Genomic DNA, 26,415 nt, shown 5'->3' with positions numbered 1-26,415 from the left:
ATGGCAGGCGCAAAAGAGATTCGCAGTAAGATTGCGAGCATCAAAAGCACGCAAAAAATTACCAGCGCCATGGAGAAAGTGGCGGTCAGCAAGATGCGCAAGGCACAAATGCGCATGGCTGCTAGCCGTCCTTACGCGGAGCGTATCCGCCAGGTGATCGGTCATCTGGCCAACGCCAACCCGGAATACCGCCACCCGTTCATGATCGAGCGCCCTGTAAAGCGCGCCGGTTATATCGTGGTGAGCAGTGACCGTGGTCTGTGCGGTGGCTTGAACACCAACCTGTTCAAGGCCCTGGTCAAGGACATGAGCGCAAACCGCGAACAGGGCGTGGAAATCGACCTGTGCGTGATCGGCAGCAAGGGTGCGACTTTCTTCCGCATCTTTGGCGGCAACGTTGTAGCCGCGATCAGCCACTTGGGCGAAGAGCCATCGATCAACGACTTGATCGGCTCCGTCAAAGTGATGCTGGACGCCTACCTGGACGGCCGTATCGATCGCCTCTCCGTGGTTTCGAACAAGTTCATCAACACCATGACCCAGAAGCCAACGGTCGAGCAATTGGTACCGTTGGTGGCAACCCCGGATCAGGATCTCAAGCATCACTGGGATTACCTGTACGAACCCGACGCAAAAGAGCTGCTGGACGGCTTGATGGTGCGTTACGTGGAGTCGCAGGTATACCAGGCGGTGGTCGAGAACAACGCTGCTGAACAAGCGGCCCGGATGATCGCCATGAAGAACGCCACAGACAACGCCGGTGATTTGATCAAAGAGCTTCAATTGATCTACAACAAGGCGCGTCAGGCTGCGATCACCCAGGAGATCTCGGAAATCGTCGGCGGCGCTGCCGCGGTTTAACGGTTCAAATATTCAGAGGATCCAGCTATGAGTAGCGGACGTATCGTTCAAATCATCGGCGCCGTCATCGACGTGGAATTCCCACGTGACGTCGTGCCGAGTGTTTACAACGCGCTGAAAGTACAAGGCGCGGAAACCACCCTGGAAGTTCAGCAGCAGCTGGGCGACGGCGTGGTTCGTACCATTGCGATGGGCTCGACCGAAGGCCTGAAGCGTGGTCTGGATGTCGTTGACACCGGTGCTGCCATTTCCGTTCCTGTTGGTAAGGCCACCCTGGGCCGTATCATGGACGTACTGGGCAACCCGATCGACGAAGCCGGCCCGATCGGCGAAGAAGAGCGTCGCGGTATCCACCAGCCAGCGCCTTCGTTCGCTGACCAGGCAGGCGGCAACGACCTGCTGGAAACCGGCATCAAGGTTATTGACCTGGTTTGCCCGTTCGCCAAGGGTGGTAAAGTTGGTCTGTTCGGTGGTGCCGGTGTCGGCAAGACCGTAAACATGATGGAACTGATCCGTAACATCGCCATGGAACACAGCGGTTATTCCGTGTTCGCTGGTGTGGGTGAGCGTACTCGTGAGGGTAACGACTTCTACCACGAGATGAAGGACTCCAACGTTCTCGACAAAGTAGCGCTGGTCTACGGTCAGATGAACGAGCCACCAGGAAACCGTCTGCGCGTAGCGCTGACCGGCCTGACCATGGCTGAGAAGTTCCGTGACGAAGGTAACGACGTTCTGCTGTTCGTCGATAACATCTATCGTTACACCCTGGCCGGTACCGAAGTATCCGCACTGCTGGGCCGTATGCCTTCGGCAGTAGGTTACCAGCCGACCCTGGCTGAAGAGATGGGCGTTCTGCAAGAGCGCATCACCTCCACCAAGGAAGGTTCGATCACCTCCGTTCAGGCCGTATACGTACCTGCGGACGACTTGACCGACCCGTCGCCAGCGACCACCTTCGCCCACTTGGACGCCACCGTCGTTCTGTCCCGTGACATCGCCTCCCTGGGTATCTACCCAGCGGTCGACCCACTGGACTCGACTTCGCGCCAGCTGGACCCGAACGTGATCGGCAACGAGCACTACGACACCGCGCGTGGCGTTCAGTATGTTCTGCAGCGCTACAAAGAGCTGAAGGACATCATTGCGATCCTGGGTATGGACGAACTGTCCGAGACCGACAAGCAACTGGTAGCCCGCGCTCGTAAGATCCAGCGCTTCCTGTCGCAGCCGTTCTTCGTGGCCGAAGTCTTCACCGGTTCGCCAGGCAAGTACGTTTCCCTGAAGGACACCATCGCTGGCTTCAGCGGCATTCTCAAAGGTGACTACGACCACCTGCCAGAACAAGCGTTCTACATGGTCGGCAGCATCGACGAAGCGATCGAGAAAGCCAAGAAACTGTAATTCCTGCGCCCCGCAAGGGGCGCTATCAGGTTGAGGCAAGCAGATGGCTATGACAGTCCATTGCGATATCGTCAGCGCGGAAGGAGAAATTTTCTCCGGTCTGGTCGAGATGGTGGTTGCGCACGGTAACCTGGGTGATCTTGGTATCGCTCCGGGTCACGCGCCGCTGATCACCAATCTGAAGCCAGGTCCGATCACGCTGACCAAGCAGGGTGGCGCCCAAGAGGTGTTCTACATCTCTGGTGGCTTCCTCGAGGTTCAGCCGAACATGGTCAAGGTGCTTGCCGATACCGTGCAACGTGCTGCAGACCTGGATGAAGCTCAGGCTCAGGAGGCCCTCAAGGCTGCTGAGAACGCCCTGAATCTGAAAGGCGCGGATTTCGACTACGGTGCCGCCGCCGCACGTCTGGCCGAGGCCGCAGCTCAGCTGCGTACCGTCCAGCAAATGCGCAAAGGCAAGTAATTGGCCCTTGGCTGATAACTTCTGTTGCGATTGAGTAAAAGGGTAGCCTCGGCTACCCTTTTTCTTTTTCTGATTTATCCCCCCGGTCATTTCACTGACCGCCCAGGATTGGTAGCCAGTAATGTCACTCGATATCGTTATTCTCGCCGCCGGCCAAGGCACCCGCATGCGCTCGGCGCTGCCCAAGGTGCTGCACCCGGTTGCCGGCAACTCCATGCTCGGCCATGTTATCCACAGTGCGCGCCAGCTGCAGCCGCAAGGTATTCACGTGGTCATTGGCCACGGTGCCGAGCTGGTTCGCGAGCGCCTGGCCGCTGACGACCTGAACTTCGTCATGCAGGAAAAACAGTTGGGTACCGGCCATGCGGTAGCCCAGGCACTGCCGGCCGTGAGCGCCGACACCGTGCTGGTGCTGTACGGCGATGTACCGTTGATTGAAGTGGAGACCCTGCAGCGTCTGTTGGCCAAGGCCAATGACCAGCAGTTGGGCCTGCTGACTGTCACCCTGGATGACCCGACCGGCTATGGTCGTATCGTTCGTGACGAGCAGGGCAAGGTAACTGCCATCGTTGAGCACAAGGACGCCAACGACGCGCAGAAAGCGATCAAGGAAGGCAACACCGGTATTCTGGCCCTGCCAGCCGCGCGTCTGGCCGACTGGATGGGCCGCCTGTCGAACAACAACGCCCAAGGCGAGTATTACCTGACCGACGTCATCGCCATGGCGGTGGCTGATGGCCTGGTCGTGGCCACTGAACAGCCGCACGATCCGATGGAAGTGCAGGGCGCCAACGACCGCCGCCAGCTGTCCGAGCTGGAGCGTCACTACCAGCTGCGTGAAGGCCGCCGCCTGATGGCCCAGGGTGTGACCCTGCGCGACCCGGCGCGCTTCGATGTACGGGGTGAAGTGACCGTAGGCCGTGATGTGCTGATCGACATCAACGTGATTCTCGAAGGCAAGGTGGTCATCGAGGATGATGTACAGATTGGCCCGAATTGCGTAATCAAGAACACCACCCTGCGTAAAGGCGCGGTGGTCAAGGCCAACAGCCACCTCGAAGGTGCCGTGATGGGCGAGGGCAGCGATGCTGGGCCGTTTGCTCGCCTGCGTCCGGGCAGCGTGCTGGAGGCCAAGGCCCATGTGGGTAACTTCGTGGAGCTGAAAAACGCCCACCTGGGTGAAGGTGCCAAAGCCGGCCACCTGACCTACCTGGGCGATGCCGAGATCGGTGCGCGCACCAACATCGGTGCGGGCACCATCACCTGCAACTACGATGGCGCCAACAAGTTCAAGACGGTGATGGGCGAAGACGTGTTCATCGGCTCGAACAATTCGCTGGTAGCGCCTGTGGAAATCCAGGCCGGTGCGACCACGGCTGCCGGTTCGACCATTACCCAGACCGTGGAGGCTGGTGACCTGGCCGTGGCGCGTGCGCGCCAGCGCAACATCGCGGGCTGGAAGCGGCCGGAGAAGATCAAGAAGAGCTGAGTTATTCACAGCTGTTTCGATCGAAAGCCGACTTATGTGAATAAGTCGGCTTTTTTATGGGCTGGACACATACCCTGGGATTAACTGCCTTGCTCAATTTCCAGACACTGCCGCGATCCCCTGTGGGAGCGGGCGTGCCCGCGAACACCGGCGCAGCCGGTGCCATTCATCGAGCTGGATTCTTCGCGGGCTCGCCCGCTCCCACAGGGGGCCAGGTTGTCGCAAAGGTTTATCCACAGCTTGACGAATCTTCCATCTTAGGTTTTGATTGGCGTCATTATCTTTCGAATCGAAACTTAAGGTCCCATGTCGAAACGAAACACCCCACAACGCCGCCACAACATCCTGGCCATGCTCAGCGAGCAGGGCGAGGTGAGTGTGGACGCCTTGGCCAAGCGTTTCGAAACCTCGGAAGTGACCATTCGCAAAGACCTCGCCGCCCTGGAAACCAACGGCCTGTTGCTGCGCCGTTATGGTGGTGCGGTGCCGGTGCCGCAAGAGCTGCTCGGTGAGCCCGCCCAGCCGGTGTCTTCCTACAAGAAGGCCATCGCCCGCGCCGCCGTTGGCCGGATCCGCGAACATGCGCGCATCATCATCGACAGTGGCAGCACCACGGCGGCGATGATCCCCGAACTGGGGCGCCAGCCCGGCCTGGTGGTGATGACCAATTCGCTGAATGTGGCCCGTGCCATCAGCGATCTCGAACACGAACCGGTGCTGCTGATGACCGGTGGTACCTGGGACCCGCATTCCGAGTCGTTCCAGGGCCAGGTCGCAGAGCAGGTACTACGCTCCTACGATTTCGACCAGCTGTTTATCGGTGCCGATGGCATCGACCTTGGCCGGGGCACCACTACCTTCAACGAGTTGCTCGGGCTTAGCCGGGTCATGGCCGAAGTTGCCCGCGAAGTGATCGTGATGGTCGAGTCGGACAAGGTAGGGCGCAAGATCCCCAACCTTGAGCTGCCCTGGAGCAGCGTGCACACCCTTATTACAGACGAACGCCTGCCCGTTGCGGCACGCGAACAAATTGAAGCTCGCGGCATCAACCTGATCTGCGCCGCGATCAGCCAGGAGCAATAAAACATGTGTGGAATCGTTGGTGCTGTCGCCGAGCGTAATATCACAGCCATCCTGATCGAGGGCCTCAAGCGTCTTGAGTACCGCGGCTACGACAGCGCCGGTCTGGCCGTTCTCACCCAAAGTGGTGAACTGCAGCGTCGCCGCCGTATTGGCAAGGTCAGTGAGCTAGAAGCCGCTGTTGCCGCCGACCCACTGGCTGGCCAGCTGGGCATCGCCCACACCCGTTGGGCTACCCACGGTGCACCGACCGAAGGCAACGCTCACCCGCACTTCTCTGGCAATGAAGTGGCTGTGGTGCACAACGGCATCATCGAGAACCACGAAGAACTGCGCGAAGAGCTGAAAGGCCTGGGCTACGTGTTCACTTCGCAGACCGATACCGAAGTCATCGTCCACCTGATCCACCACACCCTGAAGAGCATCCCGGATCTGGCCGATGCGCTGAAAGCCGCGGTGAAGCGCCTGCATGGCGCCTATGGCCTGGCACTGATCAGCGCCAAACAGCCTGACCGCCTGGTGGCTGCTCGCAGCGGCAGCCCGCTGGTAATCGGCCTGGGCCTGGGCGAAAACTTCCTGGCCTCCGACCAGTTGGCGCTGCGCCAGGTCACCGACCGCTTCATGTACCTGGAAGAAGGCGATATCGCTGAAATCCGCCGTGACCAGATCACCATCTGGGACCAGCAGGGCAACAAGGTCCAGCGCGAAACCGTGCAGTACCACGAAGGCGCCGAAGCTGCCGACAAGGGCAACTACCGCCACTTCATGCTCAAGGAAATCCATGAGCAACCAAGCGTCGTGCAGCGCACGCTGGAAGGCCGCCTGGGCAAAGACAACGTGATGGTCCAGGCCTTTGGCCCGAACGCTGCCGAATTGTTCGCCAAGGTGCGCAACGTGCAGATCGTTGCCTGTGGCACCAGCTACCACGCCGGTATGGTCGCCCGTTACTGGCTGGAAAGCCTGGCTGGCATTCCGTGCCAGGTGGAAGTGGCCAGTGAGTTCCGTTACCGCAAAGTAGTGGTGCAGCCGGATACCCTGTTCGTCTCCATTTCGCAGTCCGGCGAAACTGCCGACACACTGGCTGCGCTGCGTAACGCCAAGGAACTGGGCTTCCTCGGCAGCCTGGCAATTTGCAACGTGGGCATCAGCTCGCTGGTGCGTGAATCGGACCTGACCCTGCTGACCCTGGCCGGCCCGGAAATCGGCGTGGCCTCGACCAAAGCCTTCACCACCCAGCTGGTGTCGCTGATGCTGCTGACCCTGGCCCTTGGCCAAGTGCGCGGTACCCTGGAAGCCGGTGTCGAGGCCGAGCTGGTGGAAGAGCTGCGTCGTCTGCCGACCCGCTTGGGCGAAGCCTTGGCCATGGACGCGACTGTCGAGAAGATCGCCGAGCTGTTCGCTGACAAGCACCACACCCTGTTCCTCGGCCGTGGTGCGCAGTACCCGGTGGCGATGGAAGGTGCTTTGAAGCTCAAGGAGATTTCCTACATCCACGCCGAAGCTTACCCGGCAGGCGAGCTGAAGCACGGCCCACTGGCACTGGTGGACAACGACATGCCGGTGGTTACCGTTGCGCCTAACAACGAACTGCTGGAGAAATTGAAGTCCAACCTGCAGGAAGTGCGTGCCCGTGGTGGCGAGTTGGTGGTGTTCGCCGACGAGCAGGCCGGCATGAGCAACGGCGAGGGCACCCACGTGATCAAGGTACCGCACATCGCCGATGCCCTGGCGCCGATCCTCTACACCATTCCGCTGCAGCTGCTGTCGTACTACGTGGCCGTGCTCAAGGGCACCGATGTGGACCAGCCGCGTAACCTGGCGAAGTCGGTGACAGTCGAGTAAGCGATTCGCACCCATCACGAGCGGCTGTTTTTGAATAATAAAGGTTGTCACAAAACAATAAAGGTTGTCACAACGTAATAAAGGTTGTCACAAGGCAGGCTCTGACCGCACATCGGACCGGAGCCAGGCCTTGGAGATTCGGGTGACAATCCATTACCCACCGCTGTGACTGTTGTCCTGGCCTAGCCCGCTCTCTGGGGTGTCCTGTGTGAACGACACCTGTCCTCGTCCTGGTCGAGCGGGTCGCCCAATCATGAGCGACTCGAACAATGGCATCCATGCCCATAGCTCCGGTCAAGGCTGCGCATCGCAAGCTGATGACCCAGGCAAAAATAGATAAGAAAATTCAATCGGGTTGTGGGTGTGGAGTCAGAGACTCCTATAAGCCATGGATCAAAGTTTGGGAGATCAAATCAAAGGGTGTCTCTCATATGATGGCGGGGGTTAAAATTCACCGCACACACCACCTGCTATCCAATGCAGAGCGAGATTACCTAACTGTACTTGAGCACGATGCCTCGATCATCGATATCCGAGAGCAGTATCCTCTGCTGACACAGGCTGAGACCCAAGCAATAGCCTCAAGTATTAACTGTCGCCACCCTGTATATCCTGGTACGCAAATACCTGTCGTTATGACGACGGACTTTCTCGTTACCTTCTTGAATTCCTCGGGGGAGACTAGGATAGCTGCTCGATCAGTGAAATATCGAAAAGAGTTTGAGCAGGCTGATCTTCATGCGCGTAATCGAATAGCAGAAAAGCTAGCCATCGAAGAAAAATACTGGGCAATGAGGGGGGTGGACTGGAAGCTGGTCCTGCATGAAAACCTCTCGAAGATAAAATTAGCGAACCTCAAGATTCTCAGGACATACGCCAGTATTCATCCCTCGTTACCGACGGAGAAGAACATCGGCAATTTGCTTGGATACATTGAGGAGGCAAAGACGGAACAAATACCGTTAAAAATTCTTTTGGATAAAGCGTCTCGTGACCTTTACATTGAATATATGGGCGTGAAGCGCCTCTTCCATCACCTGCTATGGAACGGTCGTTTAGAGTCAGATCTTACCTCGAAAGTAATAAGCATGTCGCAGCCGTTGCACGTATGGCCGAACAAAAGGTCAGCTGCTTTGTCTCTGCCAAACGAGGTTTCACATCATGCTTGATCTTAAAGTCAACAGCATTGTCACTCCAGGCGAAGAACCTAGCCTACTCAAAAAATCGGTTCGGATCTTGGGCATAGATAATGATTCTGTCATTGTGATTGAGCTGAGTACGAATCCCAGCAAGCCGTGGCAGATCGAGCGGTCCGTTTTGATTGAGGATATTGACGCAGGGCGCGCAATCTTAAGTCGAGAAATGGTGCCCTTACATCTGCTCAGACGCGACGATGAAATTAGTGAAAATGAAAAATCGAGCCGAAATCGAAACTGGGGCCTTATTAGAGGCTTAGTAGAAAATCGCTCCGCCGTGGAAATTCTTGGACCGGGTTTTGGGAAGCTGGTTGCTAGGCATGCCCTAGAGGCAGGAGTAGAGCGGAAACAGATATACCGGCTTCTATACCGCTACTGGAGCATGGGGCAGACACCTAACGCGTTCCTTTGGAACACTAGCGCTTGCGGTGGACGGGGAAAGAAAAAGGACCGATCCTCAGGCATTATCCCCGGTAGGCCGCGTAAGTATCGTGGCGTCGTTGTCAATGATGGAGGTGCCATCACGCTCGAACAGCGCCATCTTTCCCATATCCGTTTGGCTTACGGGCGGGTTGCTAGCGGTAAATGCGGCACCCTTAAAGATGCACATAAGTGGATGTTGAACAAGTTTTATAGAGAGACTCTGCCAGACGGCTCGAAAGGGAATATTGTACGCGGAAGTTACCCGACTACTACGCAGCTTAGATATCATGGTAAATTGTTTTTCGATGATCTTTATAAACTCAAGGTGCGTGGCGGTTCGATTCGATACAACAAAGATCATCGTGCAATCGTTGGGTCAGCATCCCATGGCCTGATGGGGGCTACCCAGCGATATGAGATAGACTCTACTATTGCTGATGTCTATTTAGTGCATCGGGTTAACAGGCTATGGCTCATTGGGCGCCCCATACTTTATGTGGTCGTCGATACCTTTACTAGAATGATTGTAGGTATTCACGTGGGCCTTGAGGGTCCCAGTTGGAATGGGGCTCGACACGCGATATACAATGCTTGCACCCCAAAGGTCGATTTTTGCAAGCGATACAATGTTGAAATAGATGAGGCTGACTGGCCATGCTCGCACTTGCCAGTCGAAATTGTGGCTGACCGGGCTGAGCTTCTAAGTGAGGCTGGGGCAACGCTGTCGCAAAGCTTGGGACTAGCGGTGCAAATTTTGCCTCCCTTCCGGCCTGATTGGAAAGGGATTATCGAAAGCCGCTTCCGTTTGATCAATGAACACCTGGACTTGAAATTTGTTCCAGGCGGAGTAGATGCTCGTAAAATGGAGCGTGGTGATAGGGACTACCAACTCGATGCGATTCTGGATATCGACGAATTCACCGAAATGGTTATTGTAGGAGTCTTGGCGCACAATAAAAGCCTACGGATACCACACCTTTTAAGTCGCGAGATGATTGCTAGCAATGTGGAAGCAACGCCTCTAGCGGTTTGGAATTGGTCGAAGGCTAATAGTCCTATCAACTCAAAAGTGGTATCGCCAGCTGAGTTGAAAATTGCTTTGTTGCCCTCACAGGAGTGTCGTATTAGTCGAGGCGGTATAGTTTTCCAAGGTGTGCAGTATACATGTCAAACAGCCTTGCGTGAGGAGTGGTTGGAGCGCTCGCACAACCTGCGGACGAAGTATGTTCGAGTATTCTACGATCCTAACTCTGTTGAGAATTGTTGGATCAAGTCCGAAGCAGGTTTTGAGGCTTTAACTATTGTACCGCAGCAACGGCAGAAATATGGTGGACTCCGTATGGAGGAGGTTCTGGACATGGTCCATGTCCTGAACCAAGTTTCGCCGGATGCCCGCTATGACAGCGATAATACTGCGGCGTTGGTAAGGGGGCGGCAGGAGGAAATCCTTGACCGGGCCAAATCCAAACGTGCCGCACAGGGTGACCCGAAATCGAATGCAGATTTCAGGCGGGACAAACGTGCCAAGCGTGCTACCGAAGCTCAGACCGAGCGCGATTCCCATACCGCTGATCTGAATCAGCTACGCATTGTGGATCACACGCCTCTTGCGGGAGAAAATTCTAGGCCAGTCACCGGCAGGCCCAGTTCCACAAGAAGCGCGGCGTTTCTAAAACTGGTAGTCAGCGAGGGTAGCGAGACAAAGATATGAACGATTTGACCTTCTCCCCCGCAGAATACATTCCTACAGGCATGCCTCAATATGATGGCAACCCGCTGATTGAATGCTTGCCTAGAATTCTTTCGGATGTTGATGTGGTCAGGCGCGTGGGGAATCTTCCGCCGAAGCCCGACGAGGCCGAACGAGCGTTGCCCCCGAAGCTTCGCGGCCATGGGATCAACCGGCTCAAAGATGTTGTGGTTCCATTCGAAATCCATCTGCGCCTCGAAGACCTATTCAGTCAGCTGATCCGCTACGGATATTCGGGCCGCAATCCGCTGTTGGCCTCATCTGTTAGGCATCGGTTGCCTTCCTCAGCAGCGGCCAAGCGCCATGGATTCATGTCGACCGCTGAGACGATGACCCTCATCGGCCTGAGTGGTATGGGCAAGACCACTGCGCTTAATTCCATAGCAAGGCTTTATCCGCAGGTGATCAGTCACAGCAGATATCAAGACGCGATTCTCATCGAAACCCAGGTTGTGTGGCTAAAGATTGAGTGCCCTCACGACGGCTCGTTGCGCGGATTTTGCGCAGCATTCTTCTCAGCACTGGACACTGCGTTAGGCGTCGAAAAATACTCTCGCAGGGGCGGTGCCGCCAACAGCATCAGCGTAATGCTCCAGCACATCAGTCAGCTGTGCAAAACCTTTTTTATCGGTGCTTTGATAATTGATGAAATGCAGCATCTTTGCTCATCGCGAGGGGGGCAGGATCGGGAAAAGTTGCTGAATTTCTTTGTAACTTTATCCAATGATGCGGGTGTTCCGCTCGTCTATGTAGGGACCAACGCAATGCTTCCGCTGTTTTCTGGGGTGTTGCGTAATGCCCGAAGAGCGGCGGGATTGGGGCCAATCGCCTTTGACCGTTTCAGCGAAGACGATCCGTTTTGGGAACACTTGGTGTCCCAACTCTGGGCCTATGACTGGACGGAATCTTGCGCGCCCCTGACGAGTGACCTCCTGTCCAAGATCTATGATCTCACCCAGGGCAATACAGATTTCCTAGCGAAACTGCTTATGCTTGCGCAGCGTCATGTTATCTGGGAAGGAATCGACGCCATTACGCCAGCGGTGCTTCAGCAGGTATATGACAATCAAATGAGGCTTTTGCACAAGCCCATCGAGGCCCTTCGAAGCGGTGATCCTCTTCAAATTGCTGATTTCGAGGACATGATGCCTACAAAAGACCAAATCGCCCAGATGATGAGCTACGACTTGGCTCGCCGGGCGGACAGGGCTCATCTTGCGCTACTTACACAGGCCGCGATAACCCCTCCACCTCTAGCGAAGGATAAATCGGTGCCGAAGGCTCCGAGTCGTACGGTCGTACCGGTTGCTGACGGCGCGTTAACTAACGTGCATTTTTCGAAGGACGAAGACCTTCAGGCTCAGCTCGAACAGCGCGGCTGGGTCGATAGGGATTCTTCTTGGTGATTTGACGCAGGGGAGCTCAGGGCAGTGGCTAACCTTCTGTTCTTTCCCCGGCCGTTTCCGGATGAGTCGCTCTATAGCCTGGCCGTGCGCTACCACAAGCTAGCGGCGAATCAGGGATACCGAGTGACTAGCCAAGAGCTCTTCGGCAGCTACTCGCGTACCTGCGGTTCCATCCTGCCGTGCTGCTTAGGGGCTCTGTCCGAAGGTCTCAGAGGCGCCTTCTCCGTTGGAGAGCTGATCGAGCGCTTCACGCTTTTACCGCTTTTTCTGCCTTTTTTGGATGAAGAGAAGGGTCGCGATGCTGCCGTTCTAATGGGAGGTAATCGAGGTACAGGCCTCAAGATGGCATTGGGCATTACAGCATCGCGTTTCCTCCAACACGCCTCGTTTAGGTATTGCGAGAGCTGCGTCAGAGATGACACTCTGGAGTGCGGCTTAGCCTATTGGCATCGTATTCACCAAGCTTCGGGCACTTGCATTTGTCCACGCCACAGCGAAGTACTACAGGCGATGACATTTCCCGGAGGGTCAGATTGGCGTTGTATGTTGCTTCCGGGGGAATCTGCTGGAACGCCGGTTATGGACTCTGGTGACCACAGCGGGGCCATTGCCATTGCCCGCATGCAGCTATGGGGGCTCGACCATCCCGATGAGATGAAAACGATTCAAGCTGGAAATTTGCTCAGGAACCGTTTGGACGAGATGGGTTTTATCAGGTCTGGACGAATTAGAGAGCAGTTGCTGAGAGATTTTTTAACCAGGCGACTTCGGTGCAGTCCTAGCGCCGCCGAATTTGACGAAATGGTTCGATCCGCTGACTGGGTCTTTCAGATATTGCGGCGACAAGGTCGAACCGTGCAGCCCTTCAAGTTCTATTTCCTCTGCTGGCTTCTTGATCTAGAGCTGGAGCACCTGAAGACCTACCGTCTAGAGGCCGATAATCGCACTGGTGTTATGGTCCTGCCTGATAAACCGAATAACCTCATCCCTGACGATGACCTTCACGCCCGGCGAATAGCCTTTGCAAAAAGTACTATTCTCAAATGTCATGATAAGCCGGGTTATCAGTGGTTGTACCGCTACGACAGGGAATGGCTGACCCGTTATGTTGCTGCGAACCCCTACCACAGAGACCGAAGAATTTTGATCGATTGGCAATCTCGGGACTCGGCCCTTGCGTTGGAGCTGGCTAAAGCGAAGACGATCATTCTTTCTGTAGACGGAAAGCCTCAGCAGGTCACCCGCGCTGCTTTATGTAGGCGTGTCTCAAACGCTCATGCTTTCCTCAAGATGCCGGATCACTTTCCGATGAGCACCAGGTTGATGGCAGATCTACTTGAGTCTACTCATGACCACCAGCTACGTAAAATCCGGTGGGCGATCCGAGAATACTCGCTGACTGAAAATTGTGCGATAAGTGTTCTCTACCGTTATGCAGGAATAAGAATATCGCGCGTTCCCGAAGATGAAGTCTTCACGCAGATACGTGGCAATATGGATTAGTTTTCATGGCTTCGTGCAAAAGTTTTGTGTGTATTACTCTTTTCTTATCTCGCAGCACATCTTGCTCACCCTTATTATTTAACAAGTTGAAATAATTTTCAGCTGTGTGGCATCCGAGAAACACATAGATAGGATATTTGTCGCTGGTAGAGATACTGGCATGGGTAAGTCTCGAAGTTATCCCCATTTCTTCGTAGATCAGTTTGGAAATATTCAGCTCATTTTTTTCGAACGCGCCAGTTCGATTTATCATGAGGCTTGCGTATGCGACAAAGTCCGCCATTCCATCCTTGATCATCGGGCCGCGATAGTCCAAAAGGTCCGCGACAAATTTGGCGTACATATGACGGTTTGATCCAAATTCTCGCCTTTGACGTCTTGACCATTTGTTAAGCTTGCTGCACTTGGCTAGGTGATTAATCGCGTGCTTTTTCATTGGTATAGAGCAAGTCGGACACGTCTCGATTAGAGCGCAGGCATGAGTACTGCACACCTGTACGGAACCCAACACGTGCCTGCGATGAATAAAGGGGCTTCCGCAATTATCCAAGTCTTCGCGAACACAATCTGGACAAACTTTTTCCCAAGTTTTCGGTGTGACGATTGCGGTCGCTCGATGACGCCCGAGAGCAGCTATCATAGGATACAAAGTGTGATTGCTTAGGGCTAGGTCCGAAATTTTGTGTTCGTCTAGCAGCTTTGGGTAATAGAATTCTTGATGCGGTCGCCACTCTGCTTTCAAAGTGCTGAGCGTCCTGTTAATTCCGAAGCCAATACGAGGCTTCGCCTTTATATGAAAATCTTTAGTTTTCAGGGATTTAATGCCCAGGAGCTCGTTGCCGCGTTTAAGCGCAGATGCTATATACTCCCCGGGCAATGGTGCGAAAATCTTCATAGTTTCATGTTATTTCACGCATCGCTAGGCGCGTGGTATTTAGTTTGATTAGAAGAGAGCGGTCTTCGCCAAAAGGTACAATTTTATTGAGTAGGTGTGAAAAGAAAAAAGGGCGCTGGAAAGTCAAGGCTGACAAATGGTCTATCATTCAGGAGTACACTAGTGTCCTGTTCGCGAAATAATTTACCTACCGCATGCAGCTTCAAATACCTCACGCGCCCGTTGGATTTTGCTCAAAATCTCCTCTCCTTTAGCGTTCCAAACGTACCGGGTCGGCTGAGCCTTCCTCATCTCAAGTGTGGCAGATCCGACGAATTTCATGGGGTGAAATCTTCTGTCAGGCTCTGGCCAACCGCCCCCTGATGGGGCCGTTGGCCAGAGCCTCGCCTCTTAAAATAGCTATGGCAACTCTTATTTGGGCTCCTTTTTCTGGCGGATTATTTTCCATTGGAGGCTTCATCGGTAGCCAAATCGTGGCCTTTATGGTGCTGCTCCTTGGGAAGACGAACGTGCCTTGGAGGCAAAATGGATCTAATCTGGCAGCTCACGGCACTGGAGGAGGTCGATGCAGTGAGCCCGACAAGCATGCGCCTACCTATTCAATCGCGAGCGTTTCCACCGACGTTCCACTTGATTCATGCCCACCCTGACGAATTAGGTCAGCTGGAGCTCCTGCGTCTAGTCCAAGCAGGATTTTTTTTCAGCGACGTGAAGTGCATGGTCGAGTCATCGAGCTTGTTCAAGGCTCGTAACCTAGTCGGGCGAATCACAGGAAGATCGACCCGAAGCATTCACCGTCTGAGCCATCCCAACCAGGCCCATCGACTGAGTGCCAAGCAGAGCGCGGTGGCGTTCCAATATGCGAAAGGACTGGAGCTTGCGTCGAAGGTGTTTGGCTCTCAGTTGCTCGCGGAGCAGTGGCTTTGTCGGCCGTGCGGCGCTCTGATGGGGTTTGAACCCTTCGGGATGCTCGACACGTCGCTCGGGTTTAGCGTGGTAGCGGACTATCTTGAGCGTCTTCGCGTGGGTGTCTACCAATAGTTTGCCCGAGGGGGAACTGGTATGCGGTGAAGCCTTGCTGACAAACGTGGCCGTGGCGTGTAGCCTATGGTGGTTGGCTCCGAGACTTAGTTGGCAGTTTGCCTCCCCTTGGAGACGCGTGAAAGCCCGCCCCAAAAGCGGGTTTTTTCGTATCTGACGCCGGTAGCATCGATCTGTCGTGGTCTAATGATTCCGGACACCCGCTTAGGCGAGAATGGTCGCTAGATTGAGGTGTCTGCTTACCAAGCAGCGTCGTTCCTTTTCCGCTGGTTTCAAACGCGAGGCCGCTAGCCTCGCGCTCGATCAAGGTTAAAGCAATATCGAAGCCTGCCGCTCTGTCGCAGGTTATGCCTCGGAACGAGCAGCTTGCCCTATCAATCCTCTCTCGATAGTATTTAGCCGGGGCTCAGGACTCGCATTTCTGAGATGTATACGTCTCAGCTTGTAGCGCTTTTACCATTGACGCTTCGCGTCGCGCCGCCGTGCACTTTGGCGGATGTTGGAGTCCTGAGTAACCCACCCCCTATTCAGGTTTTTGCAATGGACGCATCGCTACCTTTCGGTCAGATTCCTAAGATCAGTATTTCTTCGAATAAAGAATTAGCGGCCGTATTGGGCATTTCGGTGAATAAACTCACTTATTATGCTTATTATCTTGCTGAAGAAAGCAAATATAAAACCTTCAATATCTCTAAGCGGAATGGCGGAGTAAGGGTGATTGAGGCTCCTGTGAAGGGCCTCAAAGATATCCAAAAAAGTATTGTAAAGCTTATCGAGCCTAATTATAAGGCGCGCAGTTGCGTTTTTGCCTATGTAAAAGGCAGGGGTATCGTTGAGCACGCCGCAGTTCACACCAACCAGCGATGGTTATTGCGATTTGATCTCAAAGATTTTTTTCATACTATCTCCGCAGTACGGGTAGCCGGCCTTTTTCGTCATCCTCCTTTCAATTTTTCCAAACCTGTAGCGGAGACAATCGCTCGGCTTTGTACCAATGCCGGCAGGTTAACCCAAGGCGCCCCGACTAGTCCGATAATCAGTAATATTTTGTGTCGCGGCCTTGATTATAAACTTAAAGAGCTTGCGTCGCAGAATAAATGCTATTACACACGTTATGCCGACGATGTTTTCATCTCAAATAATGGTAGCTTATTTCCATTAGCCATCGCTGAGCGCGGTTCCAATGGAGTGGTGAAACTCAGCGATGAGGTCCTTGAGATAATTGGGGGCGCTGGGTTTCAGCTAAACCACGGTAAGACGATTTTACGCAACCGAGCTGAAAGGCAATTGGCTACTGGCGTGATTGTAAATCGTAAGCTCAATGTACCCAAGGAGTATATTAAGTCAGTCCGAGCAGCCCTTTATGCGTGGGATAAATACGATTTAAAGCAAGCTGAAGAATATTGGCGTGAACACATAGATGATCGCAACAGGTGGGGTGATTCCTTGCCGAGGCTAAGCTGGGTAATTAGAGGAAAAATCAATCACATTGGCCACGTCAAGGGTTACAACGATCCGGTATTCTTAACCTTGGCGAAGAAGCTTCAGTCTCTGGACCCCACTTATCGTCTTGATGAAAGAAAGATTCTCCGGTCGCTCACTGATGAAATTCACGTATACACGGAAGGTATAACGGACTGTAAGCATCTTGAAACAGCGCTAAAATTTTTTAAGGCACGTGGCGAGTTCACTAATCTTAATCTTACTTTTAGGAATACTCGTAAGCCTGGGAGCTCTGTGCTTAAAGCGCTCTGCGAGCATTTAAGTGAGGCTCCTCAAAAGCATCTGACAATCTGTATATTCGACCGCGACGAGCGCCCAATCATAACCGAAATGGGTGGGTCTCCTGGAAATTATCGCGATCACACCAACAACGTTTTTAGCCTAATCATCCCGGTGCCAGATTTCAGGGACTCTGATATTATTTGCATCGAGCACCTCTATAATGACTCACAGCTATATATTCCCGACGCTCAAGGTCGGCGTTTATATTCGAAGGATGAGTTCGACTCGCTCGGCTGCTTCAAAGGAGAGGCACATCTCTTTTGCCGAATTAATAAGCAGTCGCTTATATATGATGATAACGTGATTGACATGGTCGAGCGACGAAACGTTGCTCTTCCAAAAAATAAGTTTGCCGATTACATCGTGAGTGGTGCCCCGCCGTACTCAAACATTGATTTTTCAGGGTTTCGTGGTGTTTTTTCCCAGATTGTTGAGATCGCAGGGTTCTATGGTAGGCGTTAACTGTGAGTCTCTGGCATCCGGTCCTGCCTCGTCTTCCTGTATCGGTCGAGCATTGTGAAGTTCATCCAATTCGTTTGACGGCAGTCACCCCCCATGGGAATGTCGGTGCACAGCTTATATAAGCAGACCAATCACGGAGGCAGACAATGGACGAAACGTATGAAATACCCGACGGAAGTTCACTGCGAGGCTGGAGTTACAAAGGTGCGCTAGAAGCGGGTTTTGAGCTTAAATCCTATTCTTGGGAAGATGTTCCCACAGGCACATGGCTTGCTCGGTTGGACTTCAAAGTCTGGTCAAATAAGACATCTGCTGGAAGTCTTGGGTGTTATTTCACATCACTGGTCGATGGCCGACAATACTTGCTTTCCGCATTCCGTCCGTACCGCTCGACAGCAAGAATCTACACCCCGACAGATGGCTCTATAGACTTCTCATCGCGTGGACTCGATGGTCAGATTTTTTTGTTGGAGATCGGCAAAGGTGCAAAGGGGCAGCCTAAATGGCTCTCGGCAAAGCTCAAGGAGTAACGCTGTTTGGTTCGGATGGGTAACGGCCAAGTTATCAACGTCAGCTTCCCCGGCGCTCATCATCTCCATTGGGTCGGAAGCGGTCAGTGGTGACCGGTCACTTTCAACCCATAGCGGAAACCCAGGCCCCAGCCCTGGCGTCGGAAGGATCTAACACAGTAGAGGCATAATGGTGCAGCATTCAGACCAGTTCGCTGACCGACTCGCTGTTCTCTTATGCCCGGTAGACCACCCGGCAATTTGGAGGGTAGGGCTGAAACGCGTTTGCTTCTAATCCGTGAGCATGAGCGACGCATAAGCCGCTTAGCCTGATTTCATCACGCTTGGGCACCTGGCTGGCTTAACTGTGTTGTCTGCCCTGACACAGCAAGGCCGCTGCCGTCGAAGGTAGCGGTCTCCGCCCCTCGCCAACCCCCGCCTAACGAACGAACAGACTGGCCAACGCGATTTGCCGCTGCGTCTGAACCTCAATCAAAGCCGTCTGATTAGCGAAGTCGCTGCGCTGTGCCGTGATAGCAATGAGACACTCGGCAAGCCTATGATAGCCTTTTGGACGTAGCCAGGGTGGCGTGGTGATAGGGAATATTTTCAACGTTTTTTCGCGGCGCAAAGAAAATCAGGGGCCGCAGCGAAATCCGCTGACGGAGCAATTCCGACAGAGGACGTTCATGCTGATTCGGGACATGGGCCCCGGCATGGTGGAAACTCTGGAGTTTTTGCACGACAAGCTCTCCTATCTGACTGGCCGCCACGTCCTGTCCGCGAAGCAGCACTTGTCCTACGCGGATGACGCTTTTGAGTTTTTGCACACGTGCAGCGACCCTCATTTCCTGGACGCCATTGAGTACCTTGTCCATCAAGAGGGTTGGCGTTACATCGGCGGTTACCACGAACCGGTGATTGATCGCCTCAACGAGTTTTGAGCATCGACGATCTCCCGTACTACGTCACGAAGCCGGTATGGCAAACCACTGAAGAGACGTATCGGGGACAACTCACCCAATTCACCGGCATTCGTGAGCATGCGAAGGTCATCCCCAAAGAAAGCCAAGCTATCCACGATACGGCAATAGAGCCTGCTTTGAAGCTGTTACGTCAGCCCGCATTCCTCAATGCCAACTCGGAATTCATGGCAGCCCTTGAGGACTATCGGCATGGAAAATTCGGCGACTGCGTCACTAAGTGCAACAGCAGCTACGAAAGCGTGATGAAGGTGATCTGTGGTCAGAAAGGCTTCGGATATTCCCAGGGGGATACCACCGCCAAGCTCATTCGAACCATCATGCAAAAAACCGAATTGGACAGCTTTTGGGAACAGCCGCTGATGACAGTCGGTACGCTCCGCAACAAGCTCAGCACCTCGCATGGTGCCGGCGAGGTACAAAAGGTTGTCCCAGAGCACGTGGCGAAGTACACACTGAACATGACCGCCTCGGCCATCATCTTTTTGCACGATCAGTCTTACCGGGCCATGCCCTAATAGGCCCAGCAACACAGCATCCTGCATGCGGCTGATGCCCAGCGCATTCAGCAACCATGCGCTGGTCAGAATGGTAACCAGGCTGTAAAAGAACGGCCCGACGATGAACAGAGCCGAGGGTTTCTTCATCGCGTCCGCCGCCAGTTTCAGCGAGGCGGCATAGGGCTTGCCAAAAAGCAGGCCGAACCAGATACCGCCCAACACGGTGTGAGCGATGCCGGCGACAACGACGGCCAAAGGGTAAATACGGGTGAAGGCTTCGAGCATGGTGTCCTCTGAGAGTGTGAGCAAAAAGAAGCGCGACTCTACAAAGGGGCTGCTGACAGCGTGGTGGCAACAGCGAATACAAGCACGCAATAGTTTGCCGATCAGAGACAGCTCTCACGGGACGTATTGATGATAAGCGGCTATCAACGGTCAGAGCTTGTCAGGGCGGCGTTTCAAGCACCCTTCAATCGCCTTCCGGCTACCTGCAAGTATCCCAACAGGTTCTTCAGGAGTTGTCTGTACCGCGAGACGTAGAAAGCGCCCGGCGGTCTCAGATCGGGAAAAGAGGATGGCTCGCGCTTCCCGGATCAGTTGATCCCGAATCAGCCACTTGTCAGTTTTGACCTTCCGACGCCCCTTCATTTGCACCTCAGCGACCGGACTCCTTGAAAAAGTCGTTATTGGCAACGAAGCCAAGATCGCTGGAGTGTTCCGGTGGATGATCGCTAAACAGGTGTTCCGCTCGACGTTGCTCCTTGAGATTTGCCAACGTTCGGAAGAAGCACGGTTCACAGAGATGGACCTCATATCGCTCCCCGTCATGCAGGGTGCCATATCCCCAGTGCGCTTTTAGCGTCCCGAATTGGTAGCCGCTTTCCTCGACGCGCGTCGAGGTGCCACATACGTCGCACATGACATCGACCACGCTTTCCACTTGTACTGGCCCAGTGATTTTCATTGCCAGCATCTCCACAAGCGATTGGCTCAAAAAACGCGCTGCCGGCAATGCCGGTTAGGCGCAGTCAGCAGCCCACTGGTCAATCAGATTTGGGCTAAGACCTGCATTCATCAAGACTCGAACTGCACAAATACGTGTATCCACAGATAGCCGATTCATGCCGTGGAACACCACGCTCTGTCGAGTGAATGACTCATCCAGCTCAAATGCATTCACCGGTACAAGGATGCGCCCCTTCGTTAGGAACAGCCCCTTTGCCGACCAGTGGCTGGCCAAGCCGGAAAATAACCGCAGCGCCGGCCTTCCATGACAATGGACCCAATACTATTCTTGGGCTAGCCCTTGGCCAGCACTTGGTGCTCGCCGGTTGCCAAGGAGGCATAGCAGTGACTCAAGGAGACGAAGGTGAAATTCGATTTGCGGCGTGCCATCAACAGCATCTCAGACGTAGTAATGAATCGCCCCGCACCGCTGCGGGAATTTGATCAGATCTACATGAAAGTGGCCGACATGGTCATTCAGGCTGAGTACGTGGCCAGGGTATTCAATGGTAAGAAGGTAGTCTTCGTCGGAGACGGAGATGGCATCGCTCTCTCGGCAGCTCATTTGAAGGCTCAAGAGGTCGTAGACTACGGCCCGTCATCGATCACTTTGCTCGACTTCGATGAGCGCATTGTCAATTCTGTTCGGCGTTTCGGGGAGAAGCTGGCCGACAAAGTCCATATCACTGCGGAACTGTATAACGTCGCCGACCCACTACCGAGCGAGCACTTTGGAGCATATGACGGGTTCCATATCAACCCGCCATGGGGTGCAAGTAATGATGGTCAGAGCGTCACCGCCTTCTTGGAGCGCGGCAGCCAGGCCACCAATGCGAAAGGTCTGGGGATCGTAGTCATTGCAGACGATCCGGAGCTTGCTTGGACGCAGGAGGTGCTTCGAGACACCCAGAAAAGAGCCATCGAGCTGGGCTACGTCGTAGCGGAAATGCTCCCGCAGTTACACCTATACCACCTGGATGACGCGCCCGACCTGCGTTCATGTTCCTGCCTTTTTCGACGGGTTGAACCGGGGCTAATGGAGAAGTCGTCCGAGAAGCTCTCCTCAGCGCGCCTTCGGAACTTCTACGGCAAGAACAACCCTCTCACCTATCAATACGTGCGCGAGACGCCGACTCTCAACGTGGCGAAAGAAGCGGACCAGAGATACACCCTCGAACAGTACAAGGAGGTACCAGATGCCTAATCCACTTGAGAATGGCCAAGGCGTGATCTTCATGAAGGTTGGCCTTCACGCCTCCGAGACATTGGAAGACATCGTGCGCCGGAAAAAAAGAGAGTACGAAGAAGCCGGATCGATTTTTTGGGGCTATGGCGGTAGCTCATGCCATCCACGGACGATGGTTCAGCCCTTCGGTAGGTCCATGGCCCAAGCCGGCAGACACCTGCTCATCATCATGAACGAAATGAACTCCAAACACTCCGCTCCGCCAGTCGCCGCGTCTCAATACTCGGAGGATGGAGTTGACTGGCAGGCCGTCCCTAAAGGTATCGAAGTGCGCGGCTCACGGTTCGCCTTGGTGCTGGATGATCTGGAGGTGGATGAGTTCGAGGTCAATCTAAAGGAATTCGAGGTTGGCTTGGGGCAATCCCGAGGTAAGCTGGCTTCGGAATACATCAAAGGTCAGAACGACAAGGGCTGCCTGATTTACAACGAGCTGGATATTCCACCACCGCCGGAACAGCGCATCATCAAGCAAATCGGGCTGATAGCTCGGGTAAAGGATCCGTTTGCCGTATTCCTTCGGTAATGCAGGGAGCACCGAGATGGGGAAGATCATCTACCTGACAGGCGCTCCGGCGACTGGAAAATCAACACTAACTGCCCGTGTGGCCGCTTATGCAAAGGACGTAGAGGTGTTCACCTACAGTCTGGAGCTTGCTCGTGTGACCTCAGCGCGAGTAGGGCAATTGACCCAGAACGACATGCGAGAGCAGTCCGCCAAGATCATCACTAGAGAGGATGTCGCGCTTGTCGACGAGCAACTGATCGAAAAGGCTACGTCGTTCAGACAGCGCGATGGATTCCTCGTCGTTGACTCGCACCCAGTGACTATCGAGGAGTTCGGCTTTAGGGTTACGCCGTTCACTAAAGAGATGCTGTCTCGGTTATCCCCAGACGTTATCACCTGCTTGTACGCAGACGCTGCCACTCTTGAAGCTCGTATCAAAGCGGATGCCGCCGGACGACCGCTGCCATCGCGCTTCGACCTAAATCGCCATGTCGACCTGCAATGCCAAGTGGCATGGACCTATGCGTTTGAATCTGGTGCTTCGCTTTACTTCCTGGACGCTGCGCTGCCTGGGCACGATGTGATGACTAACTTCATGAAGGTCGCCAAAATTCCAGATATCACGCTGTCGCAGGCAACCCCTGATCCATACCGAACAAATCGAGCGTGAAAGGCGCGCGGCTTTCTGGCTTGCGCTTGCTGCGCAAGCGAGAGACCAGACGTCCCCAATCACTGAGGTTTCCCGAAGCTGAAACCTCGCCAATGTCCTGGACATCCGAGCGAGACAGAAGCTCTGGATTCGAGAGCTGGACTGAGTACGGCGCTTCCATATCCGCAACGAAACTTACCGCATACTTCTTGGCCACATTTCCAGTGAGGGCATATTCCGCGTTGCGAACGACAGCAGTTACTTGAGAAGCACCCAACGACTTGTCGCTTGAGAAGTTACGCAGAAATGCCGCAGTCACTTCAAGCTCAGTCGTCCCCGCCAAAGGAGTGGCTGACTTGCACACCAGAGCATAATGGCTGGTCTTGCGCCGACCAGATGGCAGGTCAGCGCGGCTCGTGACCAACACATGCGCTGGTAGGGGATGGTGCTTGCCGGCGCCGTCGACCCAGCTGTTCCATACGAAGACATCGCCTGGCGTGACATCAATGTCCTTGGCCTTACTGGCCATCGGCGAAAACACGACCTTCATGTCGCCATTAACCGACGCGGCAGCATCCCGAGCATTCTCACCGAGAGACTGCCCAATTCCCCAGAAGAACAGCCCATCCCCCAACTGACGCTCCCAATCCTTGCGGCGAATAATGAGATCGAGGCCCTCGCCTGACTCAACGCCCATTTTGGTCCAGCAGAAAGTTGAAGGGAGCATGCGGGTGATTCCTAGGGTGGTTACACCATGAGTGTACCAAATCATCTATTCACTTTCAATTTGAATACGCATATAGTGAATAACATGAATAACTCACCCATGAAAATTGCTTACGATGAGCTGCTCACTGTTCTCAGGAAGGACACGCGGAGTGATGGTCAAATTGCTCGGGATAGCGGTGTTTCTCAACCAACGATCTGGAGGCTTCGCAACAAGCCTACAGTTCGTCGGCGAGCAAGCGATCAATTCAATAAGCTGTGCCGATTTTACGGCCTAAATGAATTGCCCAAGCCGGGTCCTTCGGAGTCATTGGAGACAGAGCTCAAGGGTGCGATAATGGCACTATGGGATGGCTCAGATGAGCATGCCCGGGCGCTGATTAAGGTACTCCGGAGCCTCAAGGCACTTGATGTACATAATCACTCGACGCCTGAGGGCTAAGAGCAACGCAAAGGGAGGTCGACATGCCGGCCACACAAATCGACCGAATTTTCGGGGTGCTGGAATCTGCGGGCTACCCACGGGAATTTCAGCATTCCCTCCTCCCTGAATGGGTGACTCCTGACGTATTACAGGACTCCGGTGCGACTCTTGAGGTTGCATCCATTCTGGCCAAACGCTTGGGGCTTCGCGTCAGCCCTCTGGTCTCGGAGTCTCCTGGACTCGAAGATTTGCGCCGGCGCGACGTCAAGTACAAGCGGTCGATTCCAAATCGCTCCCGCAATCTGAGTGCTGCGACTTCTTTGGCGATGTTTGCGGCCGAGTCTGCCGCTTACGCCACGCCCGTCCCCTACACGCCGTTTCCTAAAGATCCTCTGGAACTACGGGCGGAGATACTCAAGCATGAGCCCGGTAAGTGGCTGGGGCTGCGGAATTTGCTTCAAGCTTGCTGGCGGCACGGTGTTCCAGTCATCTATCTCGATAATGTTGGTGACGGGCTTCCCAAGATGGATGGGATGGTCACTCACGTCGAGGGCCGTCCCGTCATCATTCTCTCGAAGAAAAGCACTTCTTGGGCCTGGCAATCGTTCATCATCTCTCATGAAATCGGTCACTGTGCTCTTGGGCATATTGAACCGGACGAAATCCTGGTCGACGAGACATTAGGCACCGAGTCCTACGCGCTGGACGACCCCGATGAAGATGAGCAAGCAGCTGATCGATTTGCGATCACAATGCTAAATGGTCGCGAAAACGCTACCTACGGTGCAGAGGGTAGACGCGCAAGCGCTGGCGGCCTCGTCGAAGCCGCCATGGCCTACGGGACCGCGAACCAGGTGGACCCAGGGCACATCGTGCTCAATTACGCCAAGCACAACGACGCATGGCCGATGGCGATTGCAGCGCTCAACATGATGCAAGCCGGACTGGAGCCAGCAGGCACAATCGTCAACCACCTTGCATGGCGTTGCCTCAGGGAAAACGTGCTTCCCAGCGACACAGCAGCGTTACTTCACCGCGTTATGCCAGGTTGAAAAGGATTTCGTAATGGCGCTCAAACTCTTCGTCGACAACGATGTGATCTTGAAGCTGGCTCAATACGGAATTCTGGAACACCTGATATCTCTCTTTCCAGGCCCGGCTGATTTGATCGCGCTGGACTCTGCAAGATACAAGCTGCTCCCTAAACGGAATCGCCTGGAGCTGTGCAAAACAGAAGAAGTCGCTGGCCGAGTCGAGGCATTTCTGGATGCCGCGGTGCCCGCCTCGACAGAGCCTGTTGACGTTGAACTCCTTGAGAGACTGAACGGCTCGCCCGGCATTGATACCGGGGAGGCTCTTCTCTTCGCGACAGCTGCCAGCGCGGACAACGCAAGAGTGCTTACCGGCGATAAACGAGCACTTGCCGGGCTTGGCGGGCTACAAGACGCCTACTGTTCTCAAGCTTTAGCGGGCAAGATCATCATGCTGGAGGCACTCTTGCAAGGGTTCACCCAGATAGACCCTGGACACACCCAGCACGCCGTTCGATCAAATCCAACGGTCGACAAGGCACTGACCAACGTTTTCGGCGTTTCTGCACCTGCCGCACCTGACAGTGTTCTCGCCGGGCTTGAATCGTATAAGGGGCATGTGAAGAAAACACTGGGTGATCTGCTGAACGATGGTCCACCGTTTTAGGGGGGCAATCGTTCAAGCTAGACCTGCAAGGAGCAATACCCATTCAGTGACTCACTCGCTAACAGTAAAGGCTTCATAGCCTCGACCAGATAAGCGTCGAAATCCTCTTTGTTTACCCCCGCGTGCAGCAGCTGCATCGCTGAGATGGGAGTCGGCCGGATTACAGCACCGATAATGACGCGGTGTCCTTTTCTCGCGGACGATATCTGCAAAATATGGATCGCGTATCAGATTCTCAAGGTGCGGCCAAGACCAGATGGCAACACCTTGAGAGTAATCTTCCTCAATAAAATGCTCCGCATATCGGAAGGCTTAGCAAGAGCCGGTATGGGAAATCTCACCGGCTCCTGCGACAGCTTTAATTCTCTCAAATTAGTCCACCATGTGTCCGGTTCACACCATCGGTAAAAGATACCATCATAATTTTTCTTGGGTTTTACACGATACATTCCTGTGATTTTTTAGAGGCCGATCCTTCGCTGTGACAACATTTATTAAACGAAAAACCCCGAGAATTTCTGAAGCACGATGCTTTGTGACAACCTTTATTATCGCTTTACCCGGAGGAAC

23 protein-coding genes and 2 pseudogenes are annotated in these 26,415 nt (G+C 54.2%); 20 read left to right on the top strand and 5 right to left on the bottom strand.

Features of this window, described 5'->3' with window-relative positions:
- From atpG to ACIQUI_RS16240, 10 genes are all read left to right on the top strand, one after another.
- Nucleotides 1–861, top strand: coding sequence for a F0F1 ATP synthase subunit gamma (gene atpG, locus ACIQUI_RS16285; protein ID WP_003253195.1), 861 nt, complete (start codon nucleotides 1–3; stop codon nucleotides 859–861).
- Nucleotides 862–888: 27 nt separating this feature from the next.
- Nucleotides 889–2,265, top strand: coding sequence for a F0F1 ATP synthase subunit beta (atpD, locus tag ACIQUI_RS16280; protein WP_016489910.1), 1,377 nt, complete (start codon nucleotides 889–891; stop codon nucleotides 2,263–2,265).
- Between the two features lie 43 nt (nucleotides 2,266–2,308).
- Entirely contained in the window at nucleotides 2,309–2,728 is a 420-nt protein-coding gene (locus tag ACIQUI_RS16275; protein WP_016489909.1) for a F0F1 ATP synthase subunit epsilon, read from the top strand.
- 121 nt (nucleotides 2,729–2,849) lie between these two features.
- Nucleotides 2,850–4,217: a bifunctional UDP-N-acetylglucosamine diphosphorylase/glucosamine-1-phosphate N-acetyltransferase GlmU gene (gene glmU / locus ACIQUI_RS16270; RefSeq protein WP_403200358.1), complete on the top strand. Its 1,368-nt coding sequence runs from the start codon at nucleotides 2,850–2,852 to the stop codon at nucleotides 4,215–4,217.
- Nucleotides 4,218–4,523: 306 nt separating this feature from the next.
- Complete coding sequence (locus ACIQUI_RS16265; RefSeq protein WP_403200355.1) at nucleotides 4,524–5,300, top strand: DeoR/GlpR family DNA-binding transcription regulator; 777 nt, start codon at nucleotides 4,524–4,526, stop codon at nucleotides 5,298–5,300.
- Nucleotides 5,301–5,303: 3 nt separating this feature from the next.
- Nucleotides 5,304–7,139: a glutamine--fructose-6-phosphate transaminase (isomerizing) gene (glmS, locus tag ACIQUI_RS16260; RefSeq protein ID WP_403200353.1), complete on the top strand. Its 1,836-nt coding sequence runs from the start codon at nucleotides 5,304–5,306 to the stop codon at nucleotides 7,137–7,139.
- 269 nt (nucleotides 7,140–7,408) lie between these two features.
- Complete coding sequence (locus tag ACIQUI_RS16255; protein ID WP_403200350.1) at nucleotides 7,409–8,308, top strand: TnsA endonuclease N-terminal domain-containing protein; 900 nt, start codon at nucleotides 7,409–7,411, stop codon at nucleotides 8,306–8,308.
- On the top strand, nucleotides 8,301–10,469 hold the full coding sequence (locus tag ACIQUI_RS16250) for a transposase (protein ID WP_403200348.1): 2,169 nt from the start codon (nucleotides 8,301–8,303) through the stop codon (nucleotides 10,467–10,469). The genes ACIQUI_RS16255 and ACIQUI_RS16250 overlap by 8 nt, the downstream gene beginning before the upstream one ends.
- A complete protein-coding gene (locus tag ACIQUI_RS16245; RefSeq protein WP_403200345.1) occupies nucleotides 10,466–11,914 on the top strand; it encodes an ATP-binding protein in 1,449 nt (482 codons plus the stop codon). Before ACIQUI_RS16250 ends, ACIQUI_RS16245 begins: the two co-directional genes overlap by 4 nt.
- 24 nt (nucleotides 11,915–11,938) lie before the next feature.
- Nucleotides 11,939–13,417, top strand: a complete 1,479-nt coding sequence (locus ACIQUI_RS16240) for a TnsD family Tn7-like transposition protein (protein ID WP_403200342.1) — start codon at nucleotides 11,939–11,941, stop codon at nucleotides 13,415–13,417.
- Here ACIQUI_RS16240 and ACIQUI_RS16235 read toward each other — a convergent pair.
- Nucleotides 13,389–13,760 carry a hypothetical protein gene (locus ACIQUI_RS16235; RefSeq protein WP_403200474.1) on the bottom strand — a complete coding sequence of 124 codons (372 nt, stop codon included), beginning with the start codon at nucleotides 13,758–13,760 and terminating at the stop codon, nucleotides 13,389–13,391. The two genes, ACIQUI_RS16240 and ACIQUI_RS16235, sit on opposite strands and share 29 nt — an antisense overlap.
- Before the next feature lie 135 nt (nucleotides 13,761–13,895).
- Nucleotides 13,896–14,312 (bottom strand): annotated as a pseudogene (locus ACIQUI_RS16230) (TniQ family protein); the annotation flags it as partial.
- A 525-nt stretch (nucleotides 14,313–14,837) separates the two neighbouring features.
- Here ACIQUI_RS16230 and ACIQUI_RS16225 point away from each other — a divergent pair.
- From ACIQUI_RS16225 to ACIQUI_RS16205, 5 genes are all read left to right on the top strand, one after another.
- Nucleotides 14,838–15,353 (top strand): antitoxin Xre/MbcA/ParS toxin-binding domain-containing protein, encoded by a 516-nt coding sequence (locus ACIQUI_RS16225; protein ID WP_403200340.1) that lies wholly within the window; start codon nucleotides 14,838–14,840, stop codon nucleotides 15,351–15,353.
- A gap of 540 nt (nucleotides 15,354–15,893) precedes the next feature.
- Nucleotides 15,894–17,600 (top strand): reverse transcriptase domain-containing protein, encoded by a 1,707-nt coding sequence (locus ACIQUI_RS16220; protein WP_403200337.1) that lies wholly within the window; start codon nucleotides 15,894–15,896, stop codon nucleotides 17,598–17,600.
- Nucleotides 17,601–17,746: 146 nt separating this feature from the next.
- Nucleotides 17,747–18,130: a hypothetical protein gene (locus ACIQUI_RS16215; RefSeq protein WP_403200334.1), complete on the top strand. Its 384-nt coding sequence runs from the start codon at nucleotides 17,747–17,749 to the stop codon at nucleotides 18,128–18,130.
- 668 nt (nucleotides 18,131–18,798) lie between these two features.
- A complete protein-coding gene (locus tag ACIQUI_RS16210) occupies nucleotides 18,799–19,053 on the top strand; it encodes a hypothetical protein (protein WP_403200331.1) in 255 nt (84 codons plus the stop codon).
- Nucleotides 19,054–19,259: 206 nt separating this feature from the next.
- Nucleotides 19,260–19,610, top strand: coding sequence for an abortive infection family protein (locus tag ACIQUI_RS16205; protein WP_403200466.1), 351 nt, complete (start codon nucleotides 19,260–19,262; stop codon nucleotides 19,608–19,610).
- A gap of 9 nt (nucleotides 19,611–19,619) precedes the next feature.
- Here the strand turns inward: ACIQUI_RS16205 and ACIQUI_RS16200 are convergent.
- Nucleotides 19,620–19,877, bottom strand: a pseudogene (locus tag ACIQUI_RS16200) (DUF1761 domain-containing protein); the annotation flags it as partial.
- A gap of 370 nt (nucleotides 19,878–20,247) precedes the next feature.
- A complete protein-coding gene (locus tag ACIQUI_RS16195) occupies nucleotides 20,248–20,556 on the bottom strand; it encodes a hypothetical protein (protein ID WP_403200328.1) in 309 nt (102 codons plus the stop codon).
- Nucleotides 20,557–20,961: 405 nt separating this feature from the next.
- Here ACIQUI_RS16195 and ACIQUI_RS16190 point away from each other — a divergent pair, with 405 nt between their 5' ends.
- The 3 genes from ACIQUI_RS16190 to ACIQUI_RS16180 are packed head-to-tail and all read left to right on the top strand — an operon-like array spanning nucleotide 20,962 to nucleotide 23,018.
- On the top strand, nucleotides 20,962–21,801 hold the full coding sequence (locus tag ACIQUI_RS16190; protein WP_403200326.1) for a bis-aminopropyl spermidine synthase family protein: 840 nt from the start codon (nucleotides 20,962–20,964) through the stop codon (nucleotides 21,799–21,801).
- Nucleotides 21,794–22,366, top strand: a complete 573-nt coding sequence (locus ACIQUI_RS16185; protein ID WP_403200323.1) for a hypothetical protein — start codon at nucleotides 21,794–21,796, stop codon at nucleotides 22,364–22,366. Before ACIQUI_RS16190 ends, ACIQUI_RS16185 begins: the two co-directional genes overlap by 8 nt.
- 16 nt (nucleotides 22,367–22,382) lie before the next feature.
- Nucleotides 22,383–23,018 carry an ATP-binding protein gene (locus ACIQUI_RS16180; protein ID WP_403200319.1) on the top strand — a complete coding sequence of 212 codons (636 nt, stop codon included), beginning with the start codon at nucleotides 22,383–22,385 and terminating at the stop codon, nucleotides 23,016–23,018.
- On the opposite strand, the gene ACIQUI_RS16175 is transcribed toward ACIQUI_RS16180, so the two are convergent.
- A complete protein-coding gene (locus ACIQUI_RS16175) occupies nucleotides 22,969–23,724 on the bottom strand; it encodes a hypothetical protein (RefSeq protein WP_403200316.1) in 756 nt (251 codons plus the stop codon). The genes ACIQUI_RS16180 and ACIQUI_RS16175 overlap by 50 nt on opposite strands.
- Before the next feature lie 464 nt (nucleotides 23,725–24,188).
- Here ACIQUI_RS16175 and ACIQUI_RS16170 point away from each other — a divergent pair, with 464 nt between their 5' ends.
- Complete coding sequence (locus tag ACIQUI_RS16170) at nucleotides 24,189–25,199, top strand: hypothetical protein (protein WP_403200313.1); 1,011 nt, start codon at nucleotides 24,189–24,191, stop codon at nucleotides 25,197–25,199.
- 13 nt (nucleotides 25,200–25,212) lie between these two features.
- Nucleotides 25,213–25,845, top strand: a complete 633-nt coding sequence (locus tag ACIQUI_RS16165) for a hypothetical protein (protein WP_403200310.1) — start codon at nucleotides 25,213–25,215, stop codon at nucleotides 25,843–25,845.
- The last annotated feature ends 570 nt before the right edge of the window (nucleotides 25,846–26,415 follow it).

This window comes from Pseudomonas sp. NPDC090592 (assembly GCF_044769185.1).
Lineage (GTDB): Bacteria > Pseudomonadota > Gammaproteobacteria > Pseudomonadales > Pseudomonadaceae > Aquipseudomonas.
Note: the sequence above shows the minus strand (reverse complement) of the source record. Positions and strands in the feature narration are given on the sequence as shown.